The following is a 19,323-nucleotide window of genomic DNA, read 5'->3' as shown; positions in this document are numbered from 1 at the left end:
CTCCCCGCGACCCCCCCGAGGGCGTCGGCTAGGGTTTGGTCCGCATAAACATCAAACCCCTGCCCGACGCAGGGCGGCGACCGACCAGCGAGAAGGCCGCAGCCGAACAGCGCGGGCGAGACTCTCGGGAAGGCGCTACGTGAGTCCCAACGGCTCCGACCGCTCGCCGCGGCGCCCGATGCGGCGGAAGCTGCTGCAGGCACTGACCGCGGGCCTGGTCCTGGCGACCGCCACCGGTTGCACATACAAGGACTTCCCCCGCCTTGGCATGCCCACCCCGACCACGGAAGAGGCTCCGCGGATCCTCTCCCTGTGGCAGGGTTCCTGGGCCGCCGCGCTCGCCGTCGGCGTGCTGGTGTGGGGCCTGATCCTGTGGTGTGCATTCTTCTACCGGCGCAGCCGCACCAAGGTCGAAGTTCCACCGCAGACCAGGTACAACATGCCCATCGAGGCGCTGTACACCATGGTCCCGCTCATCATCGTCTCGGTGCTGTTCTACTTCACGGCCCGTGACGAGTCCGAGCTCCTGAGCCTCAAGAAGAAGCCCGACGTCACGGTGAATGTCGTCGGCTTCCAGTGGAGCTGGTGCTTCAACCACATCGAGGACGTCGCCGGTTCCACCGGTGACGCCAAGACGTCCGCGGAACTGGAAGCGATCCCGAACCGCTTCAAGGACGACTTCCCGGCGAACGCCGGCGGTGTCTACGACTGCGGTGTCCCCGGCACCCGGAACCCGCAGAACAACAACCCGGGTCCGACCCTCTGGCTCCCCAAGGGCAAGACGGTCCGCTTCGTGCTGACCTCGCGCGACGTCATCCACTCGTTCTGGGTGCTGCCGTTCCTGATGAAGCAGGACGTCATCCCGGGCCACACCAACGCCTTCGAGGTGACCCCCAACAAGGAGGGCACCTTCCGGGGCAAGTGCGCCGAGCTGTGCGGCGTGGACCACTCCCGGATGCTGTTCAACGTGAAGGTCGTCTCCCCGGAGCGTTACGAGCAGCACCTTCAGGACCTCGCGAAGAAGGGGCAGACCGGTTACGTTCCCGCCGGCATCGCGCAGACGAGCCACGAGAAGAACCGGGAGACGAACAACCTGTGAGCATCCTCAACGAACCCCAGGGTGCCGCGGCAGGGTCCCACTACGAGGACGAGCTGCCGGTCCGGCGCCAGAGGCGTGGTGAAGTGGTCGTCAAGTGGCTGACCACCACGGACCACAAGACGATCGGTACGCTGTACCTGGTCACGTCGTTCGCGTTCTTCTGCATCGGCGGTGTGATGGCGCTCATCATGCGCGCCGAGCTGGCCCGCCCGGGTCTGCAGATCATGTCGAACGAGCAGTTCAACCAGGCGTTCACGATGCACGGCACGATCATGCTGCTGATGTTCGCGACGCCGCTGTTCGCGGGCTTCGCGAACTGGATCATGCCGCTGCAGATCGGCGCGCCGGACGTGGCCTTCCCCCGGCTGAACATGTTCGCCTACTGGCTCTACCTGTTCGGCTCGCTCATCGCGGTGGGCGGCTTCCTCACCCCGCAGGGTGCGGCCGACTTCGGCTGGTTCGCCTACTCGCCGCTGTCCGACGCGGTGCACTCGCCGGGCATCGGCGGTGACCTGTGGATCATGGGTCTGGCCTTCTCCGGCTTCGGCACCATCCTCGGCTCGGTCAACTTCATCACCACGATCATCTGCATGCGTGCCCCGGGCATGACCATGTTCCGCATGCCGATCTTCACCTGGAACGTCCTGCTGACCGGTGTGCTGGTCCTGCTGGCCTTCCCGGTGCTGGCCGCGGCCCTGTTCGCGCTCGAGGCGGACCGCAAGTTCGGTGCGCACGTCTTCGACTCGGCCAACGGCGGAGCGTTGCTGTGGCAACACTTGTTCTGGTTCTTCGGGCATCCAGAGGTGTACATCATCGCGTTGCCGTTCTTCGGCATCGTCAGTGAGATCATCCCGGTCTTCAGCCGCCGCCCGATGTTCGGTTACATGAACCTGATCGCGGCCACCATCGCGATCGCGGGTCTGTCGGTGACCGTGTGGGCGCACCACATGTACGTGACCGGCGGAGTACTACTGCCGTTCTTCTCGTTCATGACGTTCCTGATCGCGGTCCCGACCGGCGTGAAGATCTTCAACTGGATCGGCACCATGTGGAAGGGCAGTCTGTCCTTCGAGACGCCGATGCTGTGGACGATCGGCTTCCTGATCACCTTCACCTTCGGTGGTCTGACCGGCGTGATCCTGGCTTCGCCCCCGATGGACTTCCACGTCTCCGACTCGTACTTCGTGGTGGCGCACTTCCACTACGTGGTCTTCGGCACCGTGGTCTTCGCGATGTTCGCCGGCTTCCACTTCTGGTGGCCGAAGTTCACCGGCAAGCTGCTGGACGAGCGCCTGGGCAAGATCACCTTCTGGACGCTGTTCGTCGGCTTCCACGGCACCTTCCTGGTCCAGCACTGGCTGGGCGCCGAGGGCATGCCGCGTCGTTACGCCGACTACCTGGCGGCCGACGGCTTCACCGCCCTGAACACGGTCTCGACGATCGCCTCGTTCCTGCTCGGCATGTCGATCCTGCCGTTCTTCTACAACATCTGGAAGACGGCCAAGTACGGCAAGCCGGTCGGCGTGGACGACCCGTGGGGCTACGGCCGTTCGCTCGAGTGGGCGACCTCCTGCCCGCCGCCGCGGCACAACTTCCTCACCCTGCCGCGCATCCGCAGCGAATCCCCGGCGTTCGACCTGCACCACCCGGAGATCGCCGCGCTCGACCAGCTCGAGAACGTCGGTCACGGTGAAAAGACCCTCGCTGGCGGCAAGGAGGCCGGCAAGTGAAGATCCAGGGCAAGATTTTCCTCTGGCTGAGCCTCTTCATCCTCGCCGTGGCGGTCACGTACGGCGTGTGGTCGAAGGAGCCGGCCGGCGCCACGGCCCTCTTCCTGGCCTTCGCCCTGTGCCTGATGATCGGCTTCTACCTGGCCTTCACGGCCAGGCGGGTCGACGTCGGTGCGCAGGACAACAAGGAAGCGGACGTCGCCGACGACGCCGGCGAGGTCGGGTTCTTCAGCCCGCACAGCTGGCAGCCGCTGGCCCTCGGCCTCGGCGGTGCCCTCTCCTTCCTGGGCGTGGCCGTCGGCTGGTGGATCATGTACTTCTCGCTGCCGGTCATCCTGGTCGGCCTGTGGGGCTGGGTCTTCGAGTACTACCGCGGTGAGAACCGCACCCAGTAACACGCGATGAGCGCACAAGGGCCCGGACACTCCGTCAGGAGCGTCCGGGCCCTTCGTCTGCCGTACCGGACCTCACTCGTCCGGATTACTCCACCGTGCCGCCCCTGACGCCGCTCCCTAGCGTGAGGTCATGAGGAACACGGTTCACTTCCAGGCGCGGGGGCGTACGGTCGTCGGCTGCACCCTGCTGGTGATCGCTCTCGGCGCGAGCGCCACTGCATGCCTGGGCGACGACGACAATCCGCTGTCGGCCACGCCCTACGACGCGGCCGGCCAGATCTCCTTCAACGGCCCCACGGACGCCGGGAAGAAGGCCGACCCGGACAAGCCCCTGGAGGTCGTCGCCGAGGGCGCCGACGGGCGCATCACGGACGTGACGGCCGTGGACGCCGCCGGCCGCTACGTGGCGGGTGAACTCTCCGCCGACGGGGGCCGCTGGCACAGCACCTCACCGCTGGCCGCGGGCGCCCGCTACACGGTGCGCGTCAGCACCGAGGACGGGGACGGCGCACCCGGCCGCAAGGTCCTCACCTTCGAGACGGACAAACCCACCGCCAAGAAGACCCTGGACGTCACCTTCGGGCCCAAGGCGGGCGCGTACGGCGTCGGCCAGCCCATCACGGCGGAACTGAGCCGGCCGGTCGCGGACAAGGCCCAGCGGGCCATAGTGGAGCGCGGCCTGAGGGTGCAGTCCACCCCCGCGGTGCAGGGCGCCTGGTACTGGGTGGACGACAAGAAGCTCCACTACCGGCCCCAGGAGTACTGGCCCGCCCACGCCACCGTCCAGGTGCGCAGCAACCTCGACGGCATAAGGATCGGCGACCGGCTCCGGGGCGGCAGGACCACGTCCCTGAAGATCACCACGGACGACCACGTGGTCGCCGTCACCGACGCCGCCGCGCACACCCTGACGGTCTACCGGGACGGCGAGGAGGTCCGGCAGGTCCCCGTCACGACGGGCAAGCCCGGCTTCGAGACCCGCAACGGCGTCAAGGTCGTGCTGGGCAAGGAGCCCTTCGTACGCATGCGCAGCACGACCGTCGGCATCGCCGAGGGCTCGTCGGAGTCGTACGACCTGCCGGTGTACTTCGCCACCCGGGTCACCTGGAGCGGCGAGTACGTACACGCCGCCCCGTGGTCCGTCGGGTCCCAGGGCTCCGCCAACGTCAGCCACGGCTGCGTCGGCATGAGCACCGAGAACGCCGAGTGGTTCTTCGGCGAGGTCCAGGAGGGCGACGTCGTCCAGGTGATCAACTCGGACGGCGAGACCATGGAGCCCTTCGGCAACGGCTTCGGCGACTGGAACCTGGACTGGGCCAAGTGGCGCCAGGGCAGCGCCCTCACCGGCGGCACCTCGAACGCCTCCGGCGCGGCGGAGCAGGCCCGGGTGCGCCCGGAGAGCGTGTGAGAACGCCCCCGGGGGCGACGTCCCCAGGGGCGCGGGGAACGGCGCGGGGAACAGCGCTGGCGGCCACGGCGGCACCGCGGCCGCCGACCGGCCCGTACCTTCGCCCCCGCGGGCGCCCCTAGACGCCCTGCAGCCGCTTCTGCCGCAGCAGCGCGGCCAGTGCGCCCGCGAACTCCACCGGCTCCACCGGAGAGGCCACAGCGGCCTCCGCACGGCTCCAGGTGGCCAGCCAGGCGTCCTGCGGCCGGGCGATGAGCAGCAGCACCGGCGGGCAGTGGAAGATCTCGTCCTTGATCTGCCGGCACACGCCCATGCCGCCCAGCGGGACGGCCTCGCCGTCCAGGACGCAGACGTCGATCCCGCCCTTGTCCAGTTCCCGGATGACGGCGGCCGGCGTCGCGCACTCCACGAACTCGACCACGGGCACGTCCGGAGCCGGCCGGCGGCCGGTCGCGAGCCGCACCTGTTCGCGGGTGTTGGAGTCGTCGCTGTAGACCAGCACCGTGGCGGTCGCCTGCATGCTTCCTCCGATACGCGGTGGGGACTGTCGTGCCCGTTGCGCCGGATGCTACTCCCTCGGACAGCTCGTCAGCACTGGTTCGGACACGGCTTCGAGGGGCCGTTCGATGGGCCATACGGGCACTACAGAGGGGGCGGACACTCCGAACGGCACCCCCCGGGGTGAGGGCGGGATAAGCGACCGACATAATGTCGGTCGTGGCGACAGCAACGACAGTAGAAACCGGGCACGCGCACCCGTCGGTCAACCGGCCGAACCTCACCAGCGTCGGAACCATCATCTGGTTGAGTTCCGAGCTGATGTTCTTCGCGGCCCTCTTCGCGATGTACTTCACCCTGCGATCGGTGACCGGCCCGGACTTCTGGTCCGAGAAGGCCGAAGCGTTGAACTTCCCGTTCTCCGCGACGAACACCACGATCCTGGTGCTCTCCTCCCTCACCTGTCAGCTCGGCGTCTTCGCCGCCGAGCGCGGTGACGTGAAGAAGCTCAGGATGTGGTTCATCGTCACCTTCGTGATGGGTGCGATCTTCATCGGCGGTCAGGTGTTCGAGTACACCGAGCTGGTCAAGCACGAGGGCCTCTCGCTCTCGTCGGACCCGTACGGATCGGTGTTCTACCTGACCACCGGCTTCCACGGACTGCACGTGACGGGCGGCCTCATCGCCTTCCTGCTGGTCCTCGGCCGTACCTACGCGGCCCGGAGGTTCACTCACGAGCAGGCGACCGCGGCCATCGTCGTGTCCTATTACTGGCACTTCGTCGATGTCGTCTGGATCGGCCTCTTCGCCACGATCTACATGATCAAGTAGTCGCGGCACGCACCCGCGCAATACCAGAAGCATCGACGCAGAAGATCCTGACACCGGGGTAATCCGTGAAAAAGCTCTCCGCACGACGACGCCATCCGCTGGCGGCGCTCGTCGTCCTACTCCTCGCGCTGGCATGCACCGGGGGGCTGTACGCCGCGTTCGCGCCCGCGAGCAAGGCGCAGGCCGATGAATCCGCCCAGTCCCTCGCCATCGACGAGGGCAAGAAGCTCTACGCCGTCGGCTGCGCCAGCTGCCACGGCACCGGGGGTCAGGGCAGCAGCGACGGTCCGAGCCTGGTCGGCGTCGGCGCCGCCGCCGTCGACTTCCAGGTGGCCACCGGCCGCATGCCGGCCCAGCAGCCGGGCGCCCAGGTCCCGCCCAAGCCGAACCTCTACTCGCAGGCCGAGATCGACCAGCTGGCGGCCTACATCGCCTCCCTGGGTGCCGGTCCGGCCGTCCCGACGGAGGAGAAGTACGGCCCGGAGGGCGCGGACATCGCCAAGGGCGGTGAGCTGTTCCGCACCAACTGCGCCCAGTGCCACAACTTCACCGGCAAGGGCGGCGCGCTGACGCACGGCAAGTACGCGCCCAGCCTCGAGGGTGTCGACCCGAAGCACATCTACGAGGCCATGCAGACCGGCCCGCAGAACATGCCCTCCTTCCCCGACACGACCATGTCGGAGCAGAACAAGAAGGACATCATCGCCTACCTGAACGCGGTCAACGGTGACGAGACCGTCAGCCCCGGCGGTCTGTCGCTCGGCGGCCTCGGGCCGGTCAGCGAGGGCCTCTTCGGCTGGATCTTCGGCCTCGGTGCCTGCATCGCCGTCGCCGTGTGGGTCGCCGCTCGGACCGCAAAGGCCAAGAAGTCATGAGTAGCCAAGACATTCCAGAAGAGAACCTGCCTGCTGAGCAGGGCACCGCGCACGGTGCGGTGAAGGTCGCGGACGAGGCTCACCCGTTCGCCGACCCGGGGCTGCCGCCCCACGAGCACCGGATCCAGGACATCGACGAGCGGGCCGCCAAGCGGTCCGAGCGTGCGGTCGCGTTCCTGTTCACGCTGTCGATGCTGGCCACCGCGGGCTTCATCGCCTCGTTCGTGGCCATCCCGAACGACAGGGCGATCTACGTCTTCCCGATCGGGCACGTGAACGCGATGAACTTCGCGCTCGGCCTGACCCTGGGCGTGGCGCTCTTCACGATCGGCGCGGGCGCCGTCCACTGGGCGCGCACCCTGATGTCCGACGAGGAGGTCGCCGACGAGCGTCACCCGATCGAGGCGGCCCCCGACGTCCGTGCCAAGGTCCACGCGGACTTCAAGCAGGGCGCCAAGGAGTCCGTGATCGGGCGCCGCAAGCTGATCCGCAACACGATGCTGGGCGCGCTCACGCTGGTGCCGCTCTCCGGCGTCGTCCTGCTGCGCGACCTCGGCCCGCTGCCCGGCACCAAGCTCCGCCACACCCTGTGGTCCAAGGGCAAGCTGCTCGTCAACATGAACACGAACGAGCCGATGCGTCCCTCCGACGTCGCGGTCGGCTCGCTCACCTTCGCCATGCCCGAGGGCCTGGAGGAGCACGACGAGAACTTCCAGAACGAGATCGCCAAGGCGGCCCTGATGATCGTCCGGCTCCAGCCGGAGGACATCAAGGACAAGCGCGAGCTCGAGTGGTCGCACGAGGGCATCGTCGCGTACTCGAAGATCTGCACCCACGTGGGCTGCCCGATCTCCCTGTACGAGCAGCAGACGCACCACGTGCTGTGCCCCTGCCACCAGTCCACCTTCGACCTCTCCGACGGTGCCCGGGTGATCTTCGGTCCCGCCGGTCACGCCCTGCCGCAGCTGCGCATCGGCGTGAACGACGAGGGCTATCTCGAGGCGCTCAGCGACTTCGAAGAGCCCGTCGGTCCTGCTTTCTGGGAGCGCGGATGAGCACGTCAGCGACCAACGAGTCCCGCTCTCGCGGGAAGGCACCGGCCGGCGAGCGCGTCGCCGACTGGGCCGACGGCCGGCTCGGGATCTACTCCCTGGCCAAGGCCAACATGCGCAAGATCTTCCCCGACCACTGGTCGTTCATGCTCGGCGAAGTGTGCTTGTACAGCTTCATCATCATCATCCTCACGGGTGTGTACCTGACGCTGTTCTTCCACCCGTCGATGAACGAGGTCACGTACCACGGCTCGTACGTGCCGCTGCAGGGTCAGCTGATGAGCGAGGCCTACGCCTCGACGATGAACATCAGCTTCGACATCCGGGGTGGTCTGCTCATCCGGCAGATCCACCACTGGGCGGCGATCATCTTCCTCGCCGGCATGTTCGTGCACATGATGCGCGTCTTCTTCACCGGCGCGTTCCGCAAGCCGCGTGAGATCAACTGGCTGTTCGGCTTCCTGCTGTTCGTCCTCGGCATGTTCACCGGTTTCACCGGCTACTCGCTCCCGGACGACCTGCTCTCCGGCACCGGTGTCCGCTTCACGCAGGGCGCGATCCTGTCCGTGCCGATCGTCGGCACGTACATCTCGATGTTCCTGTTCGGCGGGGAGTTCCCCGGCCACGACTTCGTGGCCCGGTTCTACTCGATCCACATCCTGCTGCTGCCGGGCATCATGCTCGGCCTGGTGGTGGGCCACCTGATCCTGGTCTTCTACCACAAGCACACGCAGTTCGCGGGTCCCGGCAAGACCAACAACAACGTCGTCGGCATGCCGCTGCTGCCGGTGTACATGGCGAAGGCAGGAGGCTTCTTCTTCCTGGTCTTCGGTGTCATCGCGGCCGTCGCCGGCCTCGTGACGGTCAACCCGATCTGGAGCATCGGCCCCTACCGGCCCGACCAGGTGTCGACCGGAGCCCAGCCCGACTGGTACATGGGCTTCGCCGAGGGTCTCGTCCGCGCCATGCCCGGCTGGGAGATCAACTTCTGGGGTCACACGCTGGTCCTGGGCGTGTTCGTCCCGCTGCTGGTCTTCGGTCTGTTCCTCGCCGCGATCGCCGTCTACCCCTTCATCGAGTCGTGGGTGACCGGCGACAAGCGCGAGCACCACATCCTGGACCGGCCGCGCAACGCCCCGACCCGTACGGGCCTCGGCGTCGCCTGGGTCACGGCGTACATCATCATGCTGATCGGCGGTGGCAACGACATCGTCGCCACGCACTTCCACCTGTCGATCAACGCGGTCACCTGGTTCGTCCGGATCGGGTTCTTCGTCGGCCCGGTCATCGCCTTCGTGATCACCAAGCGGATCTGCCTCGGCCTCCAGCGCCGCGACAAGGACAAGGTGCTGCACGGACGCGAGTCCGGCATCATCAAGCGCCTGCCGCACGGTGAGTTCATCGAGGTGCACGAGCCGCTCAGCCAGGGCGCGCTGCACACCCTCACGTCGCACGAGCAGTACGAGCCGGCCGAGATCGGCCCGACGGTCGACGAGAACGGCGTCGAGCGCAAGCCGAAGAGCGCGGAGAAGTTGCGCGCCAAGCTCAGCAAGGCGTACTACGGCGAGGGGTCGCAGATCCCGAAGCCGACCGTCGACGAGTACAAGGAGATCACGAGCGGCCACGGCCACCACTGAACCCTCCAGCGTCGCCACACCACGGTCGAAGGGCCCCGTCCGGTCTGCGGACGGGGCCCTTCGCCGTGCCCGGGGGCTGGATAGGGTGGGACCACACTCTTTCCACGACGTACACGATTCAGGAGCGGCTCATGAGCGCTGTGACCCCCGCTGGAGGCGACACCGCGGCGGGCCGCTCCTGGCCCGCCCTGCTGAACGGTCTGCTGGACGGCCGCGACCTGTCCGCCGACGACACCGCCTGGGCGATGGACCTGATCATGCGCGGCGAGGCGACCGACGTGCAGATCGCCGGGTTCGCGACGGCGCTGCGGGCCAAGGGCGAGACCGTCGGCGAGATCTCCGGCTGCGTGCGGTCGATGTACGAGCACGCGCACGTGATCGAGGTCCCCGGCGAGACGGTCGACATCGTCGGCACCGGCGGCGACGGCGCCAGGACGGTCAACATCTCCACCATGTCGGCCGTCGTGATCGCCGGCACCGGCGCGAAGGTCGTCAAGCACGGCAGCCGTGCCGCGTCCTCGGCGTCCGGCGCGTCCGACGTGCTGGAGAAGCTCGGCGTCAACCTCGAGCTGACCCCGAAGCGGGTGGCCCAGGTCGCCGAGGAGGCCGGGATCACCTTCTGCTTCGCGGTCAAGTTCCACCCCGCACTGCGCCATGTGGCGACCGCGCGCGGCCAGCTGGGTGTGCGGACCGTGTTCAACTTCCTCGGACCGCTGACCAATCCGGCGAAGGTGAAGGCCCAGGCGGTCGGTGTCGCCGACCCCCGGATGGCCCCGATCATCGCCGGGGTGTTCGCCGAGCGCGGCAACTCCTCCCTGGTGTTCCGCGGCGACGACGGCCTCGACGAGCTGACCACGACCTCCACCTCCCGGGTCTGGGTGGTGCGGGACGGCACGGTGACCGAGGAGACCTTCGACCCGCGGGACGTCGGCCTGGAACTGGTGCCGGTCGAGGCCCTGCGCGGCGCCGACGCCTCCTACAACGCCGACGTCGCCCGCCGGCTGCTGGCCGGCGAGCGGGGCCCCGTCCGTGACGCGGTGCTGCTGAACTCGGCGGCGGCCCTGGTGGCCCTGAAGCCCGGCGACGGCCCGCTCACCGAGCGGATCCGGGCCGGCATGGAGCAGGCCGCCGCGTCCATCGACTCCGGCGCCGCCCGGCGGACCCTGGAGCGCTGGGTGGCCGCCAGCAACGCCTGAGCGGACCGTGACGCCCGTCCCGCGATCCGGACCCGGGTTGCGGGGCGGCGATCACTTCACGTACGTTCCCTTCCAGGTCATGAGTGACAGTCATACGGCCCCGGCCGACTGTCCGGCAACCCTCCGTCCGTGGCGGGGTGCCCCGGGTGAGGACCAGGCCGTGGACAGCAGGGTTCACGGCAAGCGCGGACCCCTCGCGGAACCAGGGGTCCTGGGTCGTCCGAGGGAGTCTTCCGTGAATCAGCGAATGCGATAGGGCCGCAGAGCCCCGCCTCCGCATCCCCTCTCTTCCGCTCGTCCCGCGCTCGAGCCGTACCCGCTCGCGCGGCGACGAACTCTGCCTTCACGGGAGCACCCATGTCCGTCTCCGCCGTCGCCGCCGACCAGTCCGTCGCCGCCCCGCTGCCCGTCCTGGGCCGGGACGTCACCGTCCCGCTCGTCACGGGCGGCGAGGTCACCTACGCCGCGCTCGACTACGCCGCCAGCGCGCCCGCGCTCCAGCGGGTCTGGGACGACGTCGCCGCCTACGCCCCGTACTACGGCAGCGTGCACCGCGGCGCCGGGTACCTGTCGCAGCTGTCGACCGACCTGTTCGAGAACGCCCGGAGGACCGTCGCCGAGTTCCTCGGCTGCCGGGACGCCGACCAGGTCGTGTTCACCCGGTCCACCACCGACTCCCTGAACCTGCTCGCCGCCGCCCTCCCGGCCGGCTGCCGGGTCTTCGTCTTCGAGACCGAGCACCACGCCTCGCTGCTGCCCTGGCGGGACGCGGACGTGACCTGCCTCGACGCCCCGAGCAGCCCCGCCGACGCCGTCGAGACCCTGGAGCGCGCGCTGGCCGCCCGCGAGCCGTACGGCCCCGCCCTGGTCTGCGTCACCGGCGCCTCCAACGTCACCGGCGAGCTGTGGCCGGTGCGCGAACTGGCCGCCGCCGCGCACGCGCACGGGGCCCGGATCGTGCTGGACGCCGCCCAGCTCGCCCCGCACCACCCGGTCGACGTCCGTGACCTGGACGTCGACTGGGTCGCCTTCTCCGGGCACAAGCTGTACGCCCCCTTCGGCGCCGGTGTCCTCGCGGGCCGTGCCGACTGGCTGGGCGAGGCCGAGCCGTACCTCGCCGGCGGCGGGGCCAGCCGCAGCGTCACCCGGCGCGCGGACGGCGGCGTGGAGGTGCGGTGGCACGACGGCGCCGCCCGCCACGAGGCCGGGTCGCCCAACGTCATCGGCGCCTACGCCATCGCCTCGGCCTGCAAGGCGCTCACCGAGGCCGGGTTCGGCACGCTGGTCGCGCGGGAGGAGTACCTGGTCCGCAAGGTCCGCGAAGGGCTCGCTCAGGTGCCCGAGGTCCGGGTCCTGTCCCTCTTCGGCGACGACGCCGCCCGCGTCGGCGTCCTCTCCTTCGTGGTCGACGGCTGGAACAGCTCGCACTTCGCCGCCGCCCTCTCCGCGGAGTACGGCATCGGCGTCCGCGACGGCCTGTTCTGCGCCCACCCGCTGCTGCGCACCCTGCTCGGCAGCGACCCGCAGACGCAGGGCGAGTGCGGCGCCCCCGAGGCGGCGCCGGGGGAGAGGTCCCTCAACGCCGTCCGGGTCAGCTTCGGCGCGGGCACCCCGGACGAGCACGTGGAGCGGTTCGTGAACGCCGTCAAGGAGCTGGTCAGCGACGGCGCCCGGTGGAACTACCGCACCGAGGACGGCCGGTGCGTGCCGGACACGTCCGCCGCCGGGACGGGTACCGCCGCCTGAGCCGCCCGTACCGGCACGGCGGCGTCCGGACGGCGGGCCCTAGTTGTCCAGGCCGATCGCGAACGCCGCCTCGAGGTCGTGCTGCGAGTAGGTGCGGAACGCCACGTGGGTGTCCGTGCCCTCCACGCCCGGGATCTTGCTGATCCGGCCGGGGATGACCTCCGCCAGGTCCTCGTGCTGGTGGACCCGCACCATGGCGATCAGGTCGTAGGTGCCGGTGACCGAGAAGACCTCGGTGACGTTCTCCAGCGAGGCGATCTGCTCCGCGATCTCGGGGATCCGGTCCACGCTGGTCTTGATGAGGACGATCGCGCTGATCACGGTTGATTCTCTCCCTCGGTGCGCACTGGGACACCCACTCTAGGGCGTGGTCCGCCGGGAGGCGACGCCCGGCCGGGGCTTCAGCGCACCAGGGCCTCCAGCGAGGCGCGCATCGTCGCGCGCAGCCGCCGCATCCGCTCGGCGCCGTGGGCACGGCTGTCGTACTCGTACTGCACGAGCAGCCGGCCGTCCAACGAGGCGACGAAGAGCTTGGGCGGCAGGCCGGGCGCGTTCACGGTGGCGCCGAACCGGACCAGGCGCACGTCGTCGGGGACGGGATGGGCCGGGATACGGCCGACGTTGGAGATGCCGTGGGTGACCACCGGGACCGGTACCGCGACGCCCCGGGCGCCGGCCCGCCGCGCGGCCAGCAGGAAGCGCTCGGGGTCCCGGCGGGCCAGGGCCGTGGAGACCTGACCGGACACGGCCCGGCCGACGGAGGTGGGGTCGTCGTCGTGTGTCACGGTCAGCGGCGTCTGGAAGCCGGTGATGCAGTTGACGACCACGTCGCGGGGCAGCTCGGGCGTCAGCCGGGGGAGCAGGTCGACCGCGTGGCCGCAGACCAGGGGCAACGGACCGTCGTCCGGGCCGGAGGCCGTCCGGCACCACCGTCGGCCGACCGCGCCCGCCGTCCATCGCCGGGGACCGGAGCCCCGCGGCGGCGGGCGGCGGTGTGTCAGCGCGGCCGGGGCACCATCGGCAGCGGGCCCGCGGTCAGGCTCATCCCGGCCCGCGGCCTCACCGCGGTGCCGGGGACCGGACACAGCCGCCAGCGGGAGGCGAGCGCGGCGAGGGCGAGCGTGGCCTCCGTCATGCCGAAGACGTCGCCGATGCACTTGCGGCTGCCCGCGCCGAACGGCAGGTACGAGGAGCGCTTGACGTCCCCGGCCCGCTCGGGCAGCCACCGGTCGGGGTCGAACCGCTCCGGGTCCGCGAACAGTGCGGGGACGCGGTGGATGACGTACGGGCTGACCAGCACGTCGGCACCGGCCGGCAGGCGGACGCCGCCCAGGTCCGTCGGCTCGGTCGTGGTGCGGGTGAACATCCAGGCCGGCGGGTACAGCCGCAGCGTCTCGGTGAAGATCCGCTGGGTGTACGCGAGCCGCGGCACGTCGGCGTACGCGGGCGGACGGCCGTCCAGCACCTCGTCGACCTCGGCGTGCAGCTTCGCCTCGGCCTCGGGGTGGGCCGCGAGCAGGTGCCAGGCCCAGGTCAACGCGCTCGCGGTGGTCTCCACACCGGCCAGCAGCAGGGTCATGACCTGGTCGTGGACCTCCTGGTCGGACAGGGCGCCGCCGTCCTCCTCGTCCCGCGCGGCCAGCAGGGCCGACAGCAGGTCGCCGCGGTCCCCGCCGGCCCGCCGGTAGTCGGCGACGATGCCGTCGATGAGGGTGTGCAGTCGGCCGAGCGCCGCGTCGAACGCGCGGTTGGCGGGCAGCGGGAGCCTGGCCAGCAGCCCGGTGGGGTCCATGGCCCGGCGGTAGGCGCCGTGGACCATCACGGGCAGGCTGCGCTGGATCTCCGCGACCGAGTGCGGTGCCATCTCGGTCGAGAACAGCGCGCGGGCCGTCACCCGCGCCGTCAGTGCCTGCATCGCGTCGCCGACGTCGGTCGGCCGCCCGGCCTCCCAGGTCTCGGCGTGCGCCGCGCACTCGTCCCGCATGACCTCGGCGTAGGCGGCGATGCGCGCCGGATGGAAGGCCGGCTGCACCATGCGCCGCTGTCTGCGGTGGTCGGCCCAGTCGGAGGTGATCAGCCCGTTGCCCAGGATCGGGCGGGCCTTCTCCTTGACCGGTCCGCCGGTGTCGTAGACCCGCGCGTTCAGCAGCACCTGCTGCACCAGGTCCGGGTGGCAGGGCAGATAGGCGGGCCTGCCGCCGATGCGCAGCTCGACCAGGTCCCCCACGGCGGGCAGGGAGGACAGGAACTCCAGGGGGCGGCGGGCCAGCAGGTGCGCGTGGCCCACGAGGGGCAGCCGGCCGGGTGCGGGCACCGGCCGGGGCGCGCGTGCGGTGTCGGAAGGGATGGTCGTCATGCTTCGGATGTCCTCCGGTCCGGGACTGCGGCGTACGGAACGTCACACGGCAGCGTCGTCACCGCCGCTCCAGACGCATCGGCAGCGGGCCCGCCTCCAGCGTGGCCTTCGGTACGAGGCGCAGCTCGCCGCCCGGCACCGGACGCAGCCGCCAGCGCGCGGCGACGGTGGCGACGACGAGCGCGGTCTCGGTGAGTGCGAGGACGTCGCCGATGCACTTGTGGCTGCCCGCGCCGAACGGCAGCAGCGCCCCGCGGGGGACCAGCGCCGCGCGCTCGCCCTCCCAGCGCCCGGGGTCGAAGGTCTCCGGGTCCGGGAAGAGCTCGGGGTTGTGGTGCAGGGCGTAGGCGCTGTACAGGATCATCGTGCGGGCCGGGAGGGTCCGCCCGCCCAGCCGGACCTCCTCGGCGGTGACCCGCATCGCCATCCAGGACGGCGGGTACAGGCGGAGCGCCTCGGTGATCACGTTGCGGGTGTAGGGCAGCGCGGGCAGGTCGTCGTAGACCGGGGTGCGTCCGTCCAGCGCCCCGTCCACCTCGGCGTGCACCCGCCGCTCCACCTCGGGCAGCGTGCCCAGCAGATGGAAGACGAAGGCCAGTGTCGAGGCGGTGGTCTCGCTGCCCGCGACCAGGAAGGTGATGACCTGGTCCAGGACCTGACCGTCGGTCAGCCTCTCCCCGGTGTCGGGATGCCCGGCCGCGAGCAGCATCGAGAGCAGGTCGTCGTGGCCGGTGTCCGCGCGGCGCCGCTGGGCGATCATGCCGGCCACGATCTGCCGCAGCCTGGCATTGGCCCGGTCGTAGGCCCGGTTGCCCGGAGTGGGCAGCCGCTCCAGCACGCCGAGGGGCGCGACGGTGCGCCGGTAGATGCCGTGCGAGACCGTGCGAAGGCACTGCCGAGCCTCCTCGATCGTCGCCGCGTCGAGGCCGGTGGAGAACAGCGTGCGGGCGGCGACCCGCATCAGCAGGCCGTGCATCGCGTCGCTGATGTCCCGCGTCTCCCCGGACCGCCAGGCGTCGGTGACGGTGCGCGTGTCCTCCGCCACGGCCGTCGTGTAGGCACTGATCCGGGTGGTGTGGAACGCGGGCTGGATCAGCCGGCGCTGGAAGCGGTGCTCCTCCCCGCGGGACACCGAAAGGCTGTTGCCGAGCAGCTGGCGGGCCTTGTCGAAGACACCGCCCTTGTCGAAGACGTGCGGGTGGAGCAGCACGTGCCGCACCAGCTCGGGGTGGGCGGCCAGATAGGCGCGTCCCGGCCCGAGCCGTACTTCGACCAGGTCTCCGTGGGCGGGCAGCGAGGCGAGGAACTCGAGGGGGCGGCGCCACAGTGCGGGCACGTGGCCCAGCACGGGCAGGGCGCCGGGCGCGACGCCGACCCGCCAGGCCCGTTCCGCCGCCGACTTGGTGGTGCGCATGCGGCGGTCTCCCTACTGGATCGTCGAGTTGACGTCGTTGACCGGGGCCTGGTAGCGCCGGTCGCGCGTGGTCCACACGAAGTTGCCGTGGATCAGGTCGAGCAGGACGTCCCGGGTGGTGTCGTCGAAGGCCCGTATGCACCGCAGGTCCTCGGCCATGTCGTCCAGCCGGGCGCGGAAGAAGCGCCGGAAGTCGTCCTCGTCCGACACGTCGCACAGCCGGAAGCAGTTGGTGACCTGCCCGAGGGCGTGCTCGCGGTCGTAGGAGTAGAAGTCGTTGACGACGGCCAGCCCGCGGGTCGTCATCCGGGCGGCGAGGCCCGTCTTGGCGTGCTCGGTCAGCTGCGGGTGCCGGTAGATCGGGTAGGACATCCGCATCCAGAAGTCCACCCCGACGTCGGTGACGCGGTAGCGGAAGTACTGCTCGGGCGAGGTGCCGCACAGCACGGTCTTCAGGCGCGAGTCGCGGAACATGTGGTCGCTGGTGACGAAGGCGCGGGCGCCCTCGTACGCGAACTCCGCGTCCTGCGGGGAGTAGTACCGCTCGCACACCGAGCGCAGCTGGGGCAGGAAGAGGCCGAAGTCGTGCAGGGCGGAGTCCATGTCGTCCCACACGAACGTCACGCAGTTGAGCACGCAGACGGCCTTGAACGCCTCCATGTCCTCGATGTGCCGGGCGCTCTGCGACCAGCGCACCACGTCCATGTAGGAGATCCAGCGTTTGTCGGAGACGCTCTTGCCCAGCGGGGCGACGGCCCGGTTGCAGGCGTCGATGACCTCACGCAGCTCCGCGTCCGTCATGGGCACCTTCCTCGCCTCGTAGCCGACGTACCGGTCGAAGAGCCCGGCGAACGCTTCGGTGCACTCCTGCCGGTAGCGGGCGGCGCCGGTGGCCGGGGTCGCGGGGGCGGTCAGTTCGGCGCTCACGAGTTCCTCCTGGTGGCCGTGACGGCGAGGTGCTTCAGTTCGGTGACCGCCCCGGCGGTGAAGGGGGCGGCGTCCAGCGCGCGCAGGGCCTGCCGGTAGCGGTCGTCGATCATGCGTTCCACGGTGTCCCGGGCACCGGTGGCCGCGAAGAGCCCGCGGACCTCCTCGGCGCCGGCCTCGTCCAGGTGGGGGTCGCCGATCAGCGCGCGCAGCCGGGCGGCCTGCGTCTCGGTCCCGGCCCGCAGAGCGAGGGCGACCAGGGTGGTGTTCTTGCCGGCGCGCAGGTCGTCGAGGCGGGACTTGCCGGTGTCGCGGACGTCCCCGTACACGCCGAGGAGGTCGTCGCGGAGCTGGAACGCCTCGCCCAGGGGCAGGGCGTACGCGGTGCAGGCGGCCATCGCCTCCGGCCCGGCGCCGGCGAGGGCGGCTCCGATGTGCAGGGGGCGTTCGACCGTGTACTTGGCGGTCTTGTAGCGGTTGACCAGCAGTGTCGCGTCGATGTCGTCCGTCAGCTCGCCGGTGGCCTCCAGGTCCAGGTACTGGCCGAGCATCACCTCGGTGCGCATCTCGGTGACGAGCGGGAGGACGGCGGCCAGTTGCCCGGGGGCGAAGCTCCGCGGTGTGCAGCAACTGGTCCGACCAGGCGAACGCGAGATCGCCCAGCAGCACCGCCGCGCCGAGGCCGAACCGCTCCGTCCGGTCGTCCGCCCCCTGCCCGGCCAGCAGGCGGTGCACGGTGGGGCGGCCGCGGCGGGTGTCGCTGTCGGCGGGCCCCGGTGATGAGTGCGGTTGGAGGTCGTCTCGCCGGCGGCGAGCGGTCCGGAAGGGCACGTCGTGGCGGCTCAGGCCGCCGGAGCCGCTACGGAGCGGTGCGCCGCGGTGCGGCGGGGCGCGGGTCCGGCCACGCGGGCGGGACGGGTGCGAGGTGAGCCGGCGAGAATCTGCGGGGGCCGCCGGACGCGGACGGCGTGCGGCCCCGGCCGCGTGCGCCACCCCGCCCCGGAACGCGGGCGAACAGGGTGATCACCGGGCGGCGGAAGGGTGGGAAACGGTGAGGTGAGTCGCGGAACCATGTGTCACGGCCGGGTGTGTCCCGGCCCGCGGAACGGACGTACGAAGAGCCGTGTAACCGTATGCTCCGGACATTCGTCCGGAGCTCCTTCCCCGTTTTTTCCACTGTGTCCCCCGGGCAGGTTTGGTCGCGGGTTCGCCGCCAACGCGTCCGAACCCATGAGCGATGGTATGCACAGGGCTACCGGGCGTGACAAGGGCATATATTTTCCGGGCTTTTTCCGGAGCCGTGTGCGAACGTCTCCGTTCCTCAGGCCGACCGGCCGTCCCCGTCCGGCTCCGAACCGGTGCGCGGCACGGGCTCGCCGGCGCCCCCGAACCGCGCCCAGGCGAAGACGAAGCCCAGCCCGAAACCCACCAGGTGCGCGAGGTAGGCCACCCCCGGGCCGTCGCCGGCCCGCCCCGCCGCCATCCACTGCAGGAACGCCCAGAACGGCAGCACCACCCAGGCCGGGAAACGCAGCGGCAGGAAGAGGAGGAAGGGCAGGAGGCTGGTCACGCGGGCGCGCGGGAACAGGAAGAGGAACGCCCCGAGGACCGCGGAGATCGCCCCGGAGGCCCCGACCAGGGACTCCTGGGAGTGCGCGTTGGCCGCCGCGTAGCCCAGCAGCGCCAGGTAGCCGCAGCCGACGTAGGACAGCAGGAACTGGAGCCGTCCCATCCGTGCCTCGGTCATCGCGCCGAAGACGTAGAGGAAGAGCATGTTGCCGAGCAGGTGCACCCAGCTTCCGTGGACGAACAGCGCCGTGGCGGGGGTCAGGGCGGCCCCGGGGGAGTCCTCGAACAGTTCTGCGGGGATCACGCCCCAGTGGCGGAACCAGGCACGCTGCGCGGTGAGCAGCTCCTCGCCGGAGCGGTGGGCCGGATCGAACCCCGACGCCGGGCTGACCAGGAACAGCAGACAGCACAGGATGATCAGCGCGTACGTCACGGGCGCCGTCCGGCCGTGCGGCGGGCGGGCCGCACCGCGCGCCCCGGCCTTCCCGGCGGCTGCCCTCATCCAGTCGCGGATCATGAACACAGAGCATGACGCAACCGGGCGCATCCGCCCATATCGCCTCGCCGCCGTGGACACGTGGGCGGCGGGT

19 protein-coding genes and 1 riboswitch are annotated in these 19,323 nt (G+C 70.4%); of the genes, 11 read left to right on the top strand and 8 right to left on the bottom strand.

Annotation, left to right across the window (positions count from 1 at the left end):
- Nucleotides 1-139: 139 nt before the first annotated feature.
- From ctaC to AC0VYN_RS27500, 4 genes are all read left to right on the top strand, one after another.
- Nucleotides 140-1,099: an aa3-type cytochrome oxidase subunit II gene (gene ctaC, locus AC0VYN_RS27515; RefSeq protein WP_451685559.1), complete on the top strand. Its 960-nt coding sequence runs from the start codon at nt 140-142 to the stop codon at nt 1,097-1,099.
- Nucleotides 1,096-2,829 carry an aa3-type cytochrome oxidase subunit I gene (gene ctaD / locus AC0VYN_RS27510; RefSeq protein ID WP_475533118.1) on the top strand — a complete coding sequence of 578 codons (1,734 nt, stop codon included), beginning with the start codon at nt 1,096-1,098 and terminating at the stop codon, nt 2,827-2,829. The genes ctaC and ctaD overlap by 4 nt, the downstream gene beginning before the upstream one ends.
- On the top strand, nt 2,826-3,224 hold the full coding sequence (locus tag AC0VYN_RS27505; protein ID WP_385460685.1) for a cytochrome c oxidase subunit 4: 399 nt from the start codon (nt 2,826-2,828) through the stop codon (nt 3,222-3,224). Before ctaD ends, AC0VYN_RS27505 begins: the two co-directional genes overlap by 4 nt.
- Nucleotides 3,225-3,354: 130 nt before the next feature.
- Nucleotides 3,355-4,632, top strand: a complete 1,278-nt coding sequence (locus AC0VYN_RS27500) for a L,D-transpeptidase (RefSeq protein WP_475533117.1) — start codon at nt 3,355-3,357, stop codon at nt 4,630-4,632.
- A 118-nt stretch (nt 4,633-4,750) separates the two neighbouring features.
- Here the strand turns inward: AC0VYN_RS27500 and AC0VYN_RS27495 are convergent, their stop codons facing one another.
- Entirely contained in the window at nt 4,751-5,152 is a 402-nt protein-coding gene (locus AC0VYN_RS27495; RefSeq protein ID WP_475533116.1) for a response regulator, read from the bottom strand.
- Between the two features lie 188 nt (nt 5,153-5,340).
- Between AC0VYN_RS27495 and ctaE the strand changes: the two genes are divergently transcribed.
- The 6 genes from ctaE to AC0VYN_RS27465 all read left to right on the top strand — a co-directional run bounded on the left by ctaE (nt 5,341) and on the right by AC0VYN_RS27465 (nt 12,467).
- On the top strand, nt 5,341-5,961 hold the full coding sequence (ctaE, locus tag AC0VYN_RS27490; protein WP_077797597.1) for an aa3-type cytochrome oxidase subunit III: 621 nt from the start codon (nt 5,341-5,343) through the stop codon (nt 5,959-5,961).
- Nucleotides 5,962-6,026: 65 nt separating this feature from the next.
- The gene (gene qcrC / locus AC0VYN_RS27485) at nt 6,027-6,836 is read left to right on the top strand and encodes a cytochrome bc1 complex diheme cytochrome c subunit (protein WP_475533115.1); all 810 of its coding nucleotides are present in this window, start codon (nt 6,027-6,029) and stop codon (nt 6,834-6,836) included.
- On the top strand, nt 6,833-7,891 hold the full coding sequence (qcrA, locus tag AC0VYN_RS27480; RefSeq protein ID WP_475533114.1) for a cytochrome bc1 complex Rieske iron-sulfur subunit: 1,059 nt from the start codon (nt 6,833-6,835) through the stop codon (nt 7,889-7,891). The genes qcrC and qcrA overlap by 4 nt, the downstream gene beginning before the upstream one ends.
- On the top strand, nt 7,888-9,525 hold the full coding sequence (gene qcrB, locus AC0VYN_RS27475; RefSeq protein WP_475533113.1) for a cytochrome bc1 complex cytochrome b subunit: 1,638 nt from the start codon (nt 7,888-7,890) through the stop codon (nt 9,523-9,525). Before qcrA ends, qcrB begins: the two co-directional genes overlap by 4 nt.
- 131 nt (nt 9,526-9,656) lie before the next feature.
- Entirely contained in the window at nt 9,657-10,721 is a 1,065-nt protein-coding gene (gene trpD / locus AC0VYN_RS27470; RefSeq protein WP_385460702.1) for an anthranilate phosphoribosyltransferase, read from the top strand.
- Nucleotides 10,722-10,796: 75 nt separating this feature from the next.
- Nucleotides 10,797-10,913: riboswitch (SAM riboswitch) on the top strand.
- 165 nt (nt 10,914-11,078) lie between these two features.
- Complete coding sequence (locus AC0VYN_RS27465) at nt 11,079-12,467, top strand: aminotransferase class V-fold PLP-dependent enzyme (protein WP_475533112.1); 1,389 nt, start codon at nt 11,079-11,081, stop codon at nt 12,465-12,467.
- A gap of 39 nt (nt 12,468-12,506) precedes the next feature.
- On the opposite strand, the gene AC0VYN_RS27460 is transcribed toward AC0VYN_RS27465, so the two are convergent.
- From AC0VYN_RS27460 to AC0VYN_RS27435, 6 genes are all read right to left on the bottom strand, one after another.
- Nucleotides 12,507-12,788 (bottom strand): Lrp/AsnC family transcriptional regulator, encoded by a 282-nt coding sequence (locus AC0VYN_RS27460; protein ID WP_385460708.1) that lies wholly within the window; start codon nt 12,786-12,788, stop codon nt 12,507-12,509.
- Nucleotides 12,789-12,868: 80 nt separating this feature from the next.
- The gene (locus AC0VYN_RS27455; RefSeq protein ID WP_475533111.1) at nt 12,869-13,552 is read right to left on the bottom strand and encodes a phthiocerol/phthiodiolone dimycocerosyl transferase family protein; all 684 of its coding nucleotides are present in this window, start codon (nt 13,550-13,552) and stop codon (nt 12,869-12,871) included.
- Nucleotides 13,465-14,823 (bottom strand): cytochrome P450, encoded by a 1,359-nt coding sequence (locus tag AC0VYN_RS27450; RefSeq protein ID WP_475533110.1) that lies wholly within the window; start codon nt 14,821-14,823, stop codon nt 13,465-13,467. Before AC0VYN_RS27450 ends, AC0VYN_RS27455 begins: the two co-directional genes overlap by 88 nt.
- A gap of 58 nt (nt 14,824-14,881) precedes the next feature.
- On the bottom strand, nt 14,882-16,237 hold the full coding sequence (locus tag AC0VYN_RS27445) for a cytochrome P450 (RefSeq protein WP_475533109.1): 1,356 nt from the start codon (nt 16,235-16,237) through the stop codon (nt 14,882-14,884).
- Nucleotides 16,238-16,249: 12 nt separating this feature from the next.
- On the bottom strand, nt 16,250-17,164 hold the full coding sequence (locus AC0VYN_RS27440; RefSeq protein ID WP_475533108.1) for an isoprenoid biosynthesis enzyme family protein: 915 nt from the start codon (nt 17,162-17,164) through the stop codon (nt 16,250-16,252).
- The gene (locus tag AC0VYN_RS27435; RefSeq protein ID WP_475533107.1) at nt 17,161-17,730 is read right to left on the bottom strand and encodes a polyprenyl synthetase family protein; all 570 of its coding nucleotides are present in this window, start codon (nt 17,728-17,730) and stop codon (nt 17,161-17,163) included. The genes AC0VYN_RS27440 and AC0VYN_RS27435 overlap by 4 nt, the downstream gene beginning before the upstream one ends.
- 55 nt (nt 17,731-17,785) lie before the next feature.
- Between AC0VYN_RS27435 and AC0VYN_RS27430 the strand changes: the two genes are divergently transcribed.
- Nucleotides 17,786-17,944, top strand: coding sequence for a hypothetical protein (locus tag AC0VYN_RS27430; RefSeq protein WP_475533106.1), 159 nt, complete (start codon nt 17,786-17,788; stop codon nt 17,942-17,944).
- Nucleotides 17,945-18,485: 541 nt separating this feature from the next.
- Here the strand turns inward: AC0VYN_RS27430 and AC0VYN_RS27425 are convergent.
- Entirely contained in the window at nt 18,486-19,250 is a 765-nt protein-coding gene (locus AC0VYN_RS27425) for a rhomboid family intramembrane serine protease (protein ID WP_475533105.1), read from the bottom strand.
- Between the last annotated feature and the right edge of the window lie 73 nt (nt 19,251-19,323).

The organism is Streptomyces sp. 63XJN7_1_ISO-PGPR-S23-121 (assembly GCF_056173025.1).
Note: the sequence above shows the minus strand (reverse complement) of the source record. Positions and strands in the feature narration are given on the sequence as shown.

Bases quoted from the DNA above. Each gene is read 5' to 3' on its own strand.
- AC0VYN_RS27500 (WP_475533117.1), top strand. From the start codon at position 3,355: ATGAGGAACACGGTTCACTTCCAGGCGCGGGGGCGTACGGTCGTCGGC.
- AC0VYN_RS27495 (WP_475533116.1), bottom strand. From the start codon at position 5,152: ATGCAGGCGACCGCCACGGTGCTGGTCTACAGCGACGACTCCAACACC.
- ctaE (WP_077797597.1), top strand. From the start codon at position 5,341: ATGTCGGTCGTGGCGACAGCAACGACAGTAGAAACCGGGCACGCGCAC.
- qcrA (WP_475533114.1), top strand. From the start codon at position 6,833: ATGAGTAGCCAAGACATTCCAGAAGAGAACCTGCCTGCTGAGCAGGGC.
- qcrB (WP_475533113.1), top strand. From the start codon at position 7,888: ATGAGCACGTCAGCGACCAACGAGTCCCGCTCTCGCGGGAAGGCACCG.
- trpD (WP_385460702.1), top strand. From the start codon at position 9,657: ATGAGCGCTGTGACCCCCGCTGGAGGCGACACCGCGGCGGGCCGCTCC.
- AC0VYN_RS27465 (WP_475533112.1), top strand. From the start codon at position 11,079: ATGTCCGTCTCCGCCGTCGCCGCCGACCAGTCCGTCGCCGCCCCGCTG.
- AC0VYN_RS27450 (WP_475533110.1), bottom strand. From the start codon at position 14,823: ATGACGACCATCCCTTCCGACACCGCACGCGCGCCCCGGCCGGTGCCC.
- AC0VYN_RS27445 (WP_475533109.1), bottom strand. From the start codon at position 16,237: ATGCGCACCACCAAGTCGGCGGCGGAACGGGCCTGGCGGGTCGGCGTC.
- AC0VYN_RS27435 (WP_475533107.1), bottom strand. From the start codon at position 17,730: ATGCGCACCGAGGTGATGCTCGGCCAGTACCTGGACCTGGAGGCCACC.
- AC0VYN_RS27425 (WP_475533105.1), bottom strand. From the start codon at position 19,250: ATGATCCGCGACTGGATGAGGGCAGCCGCCGGGAAGGCCGGGGCGCGC.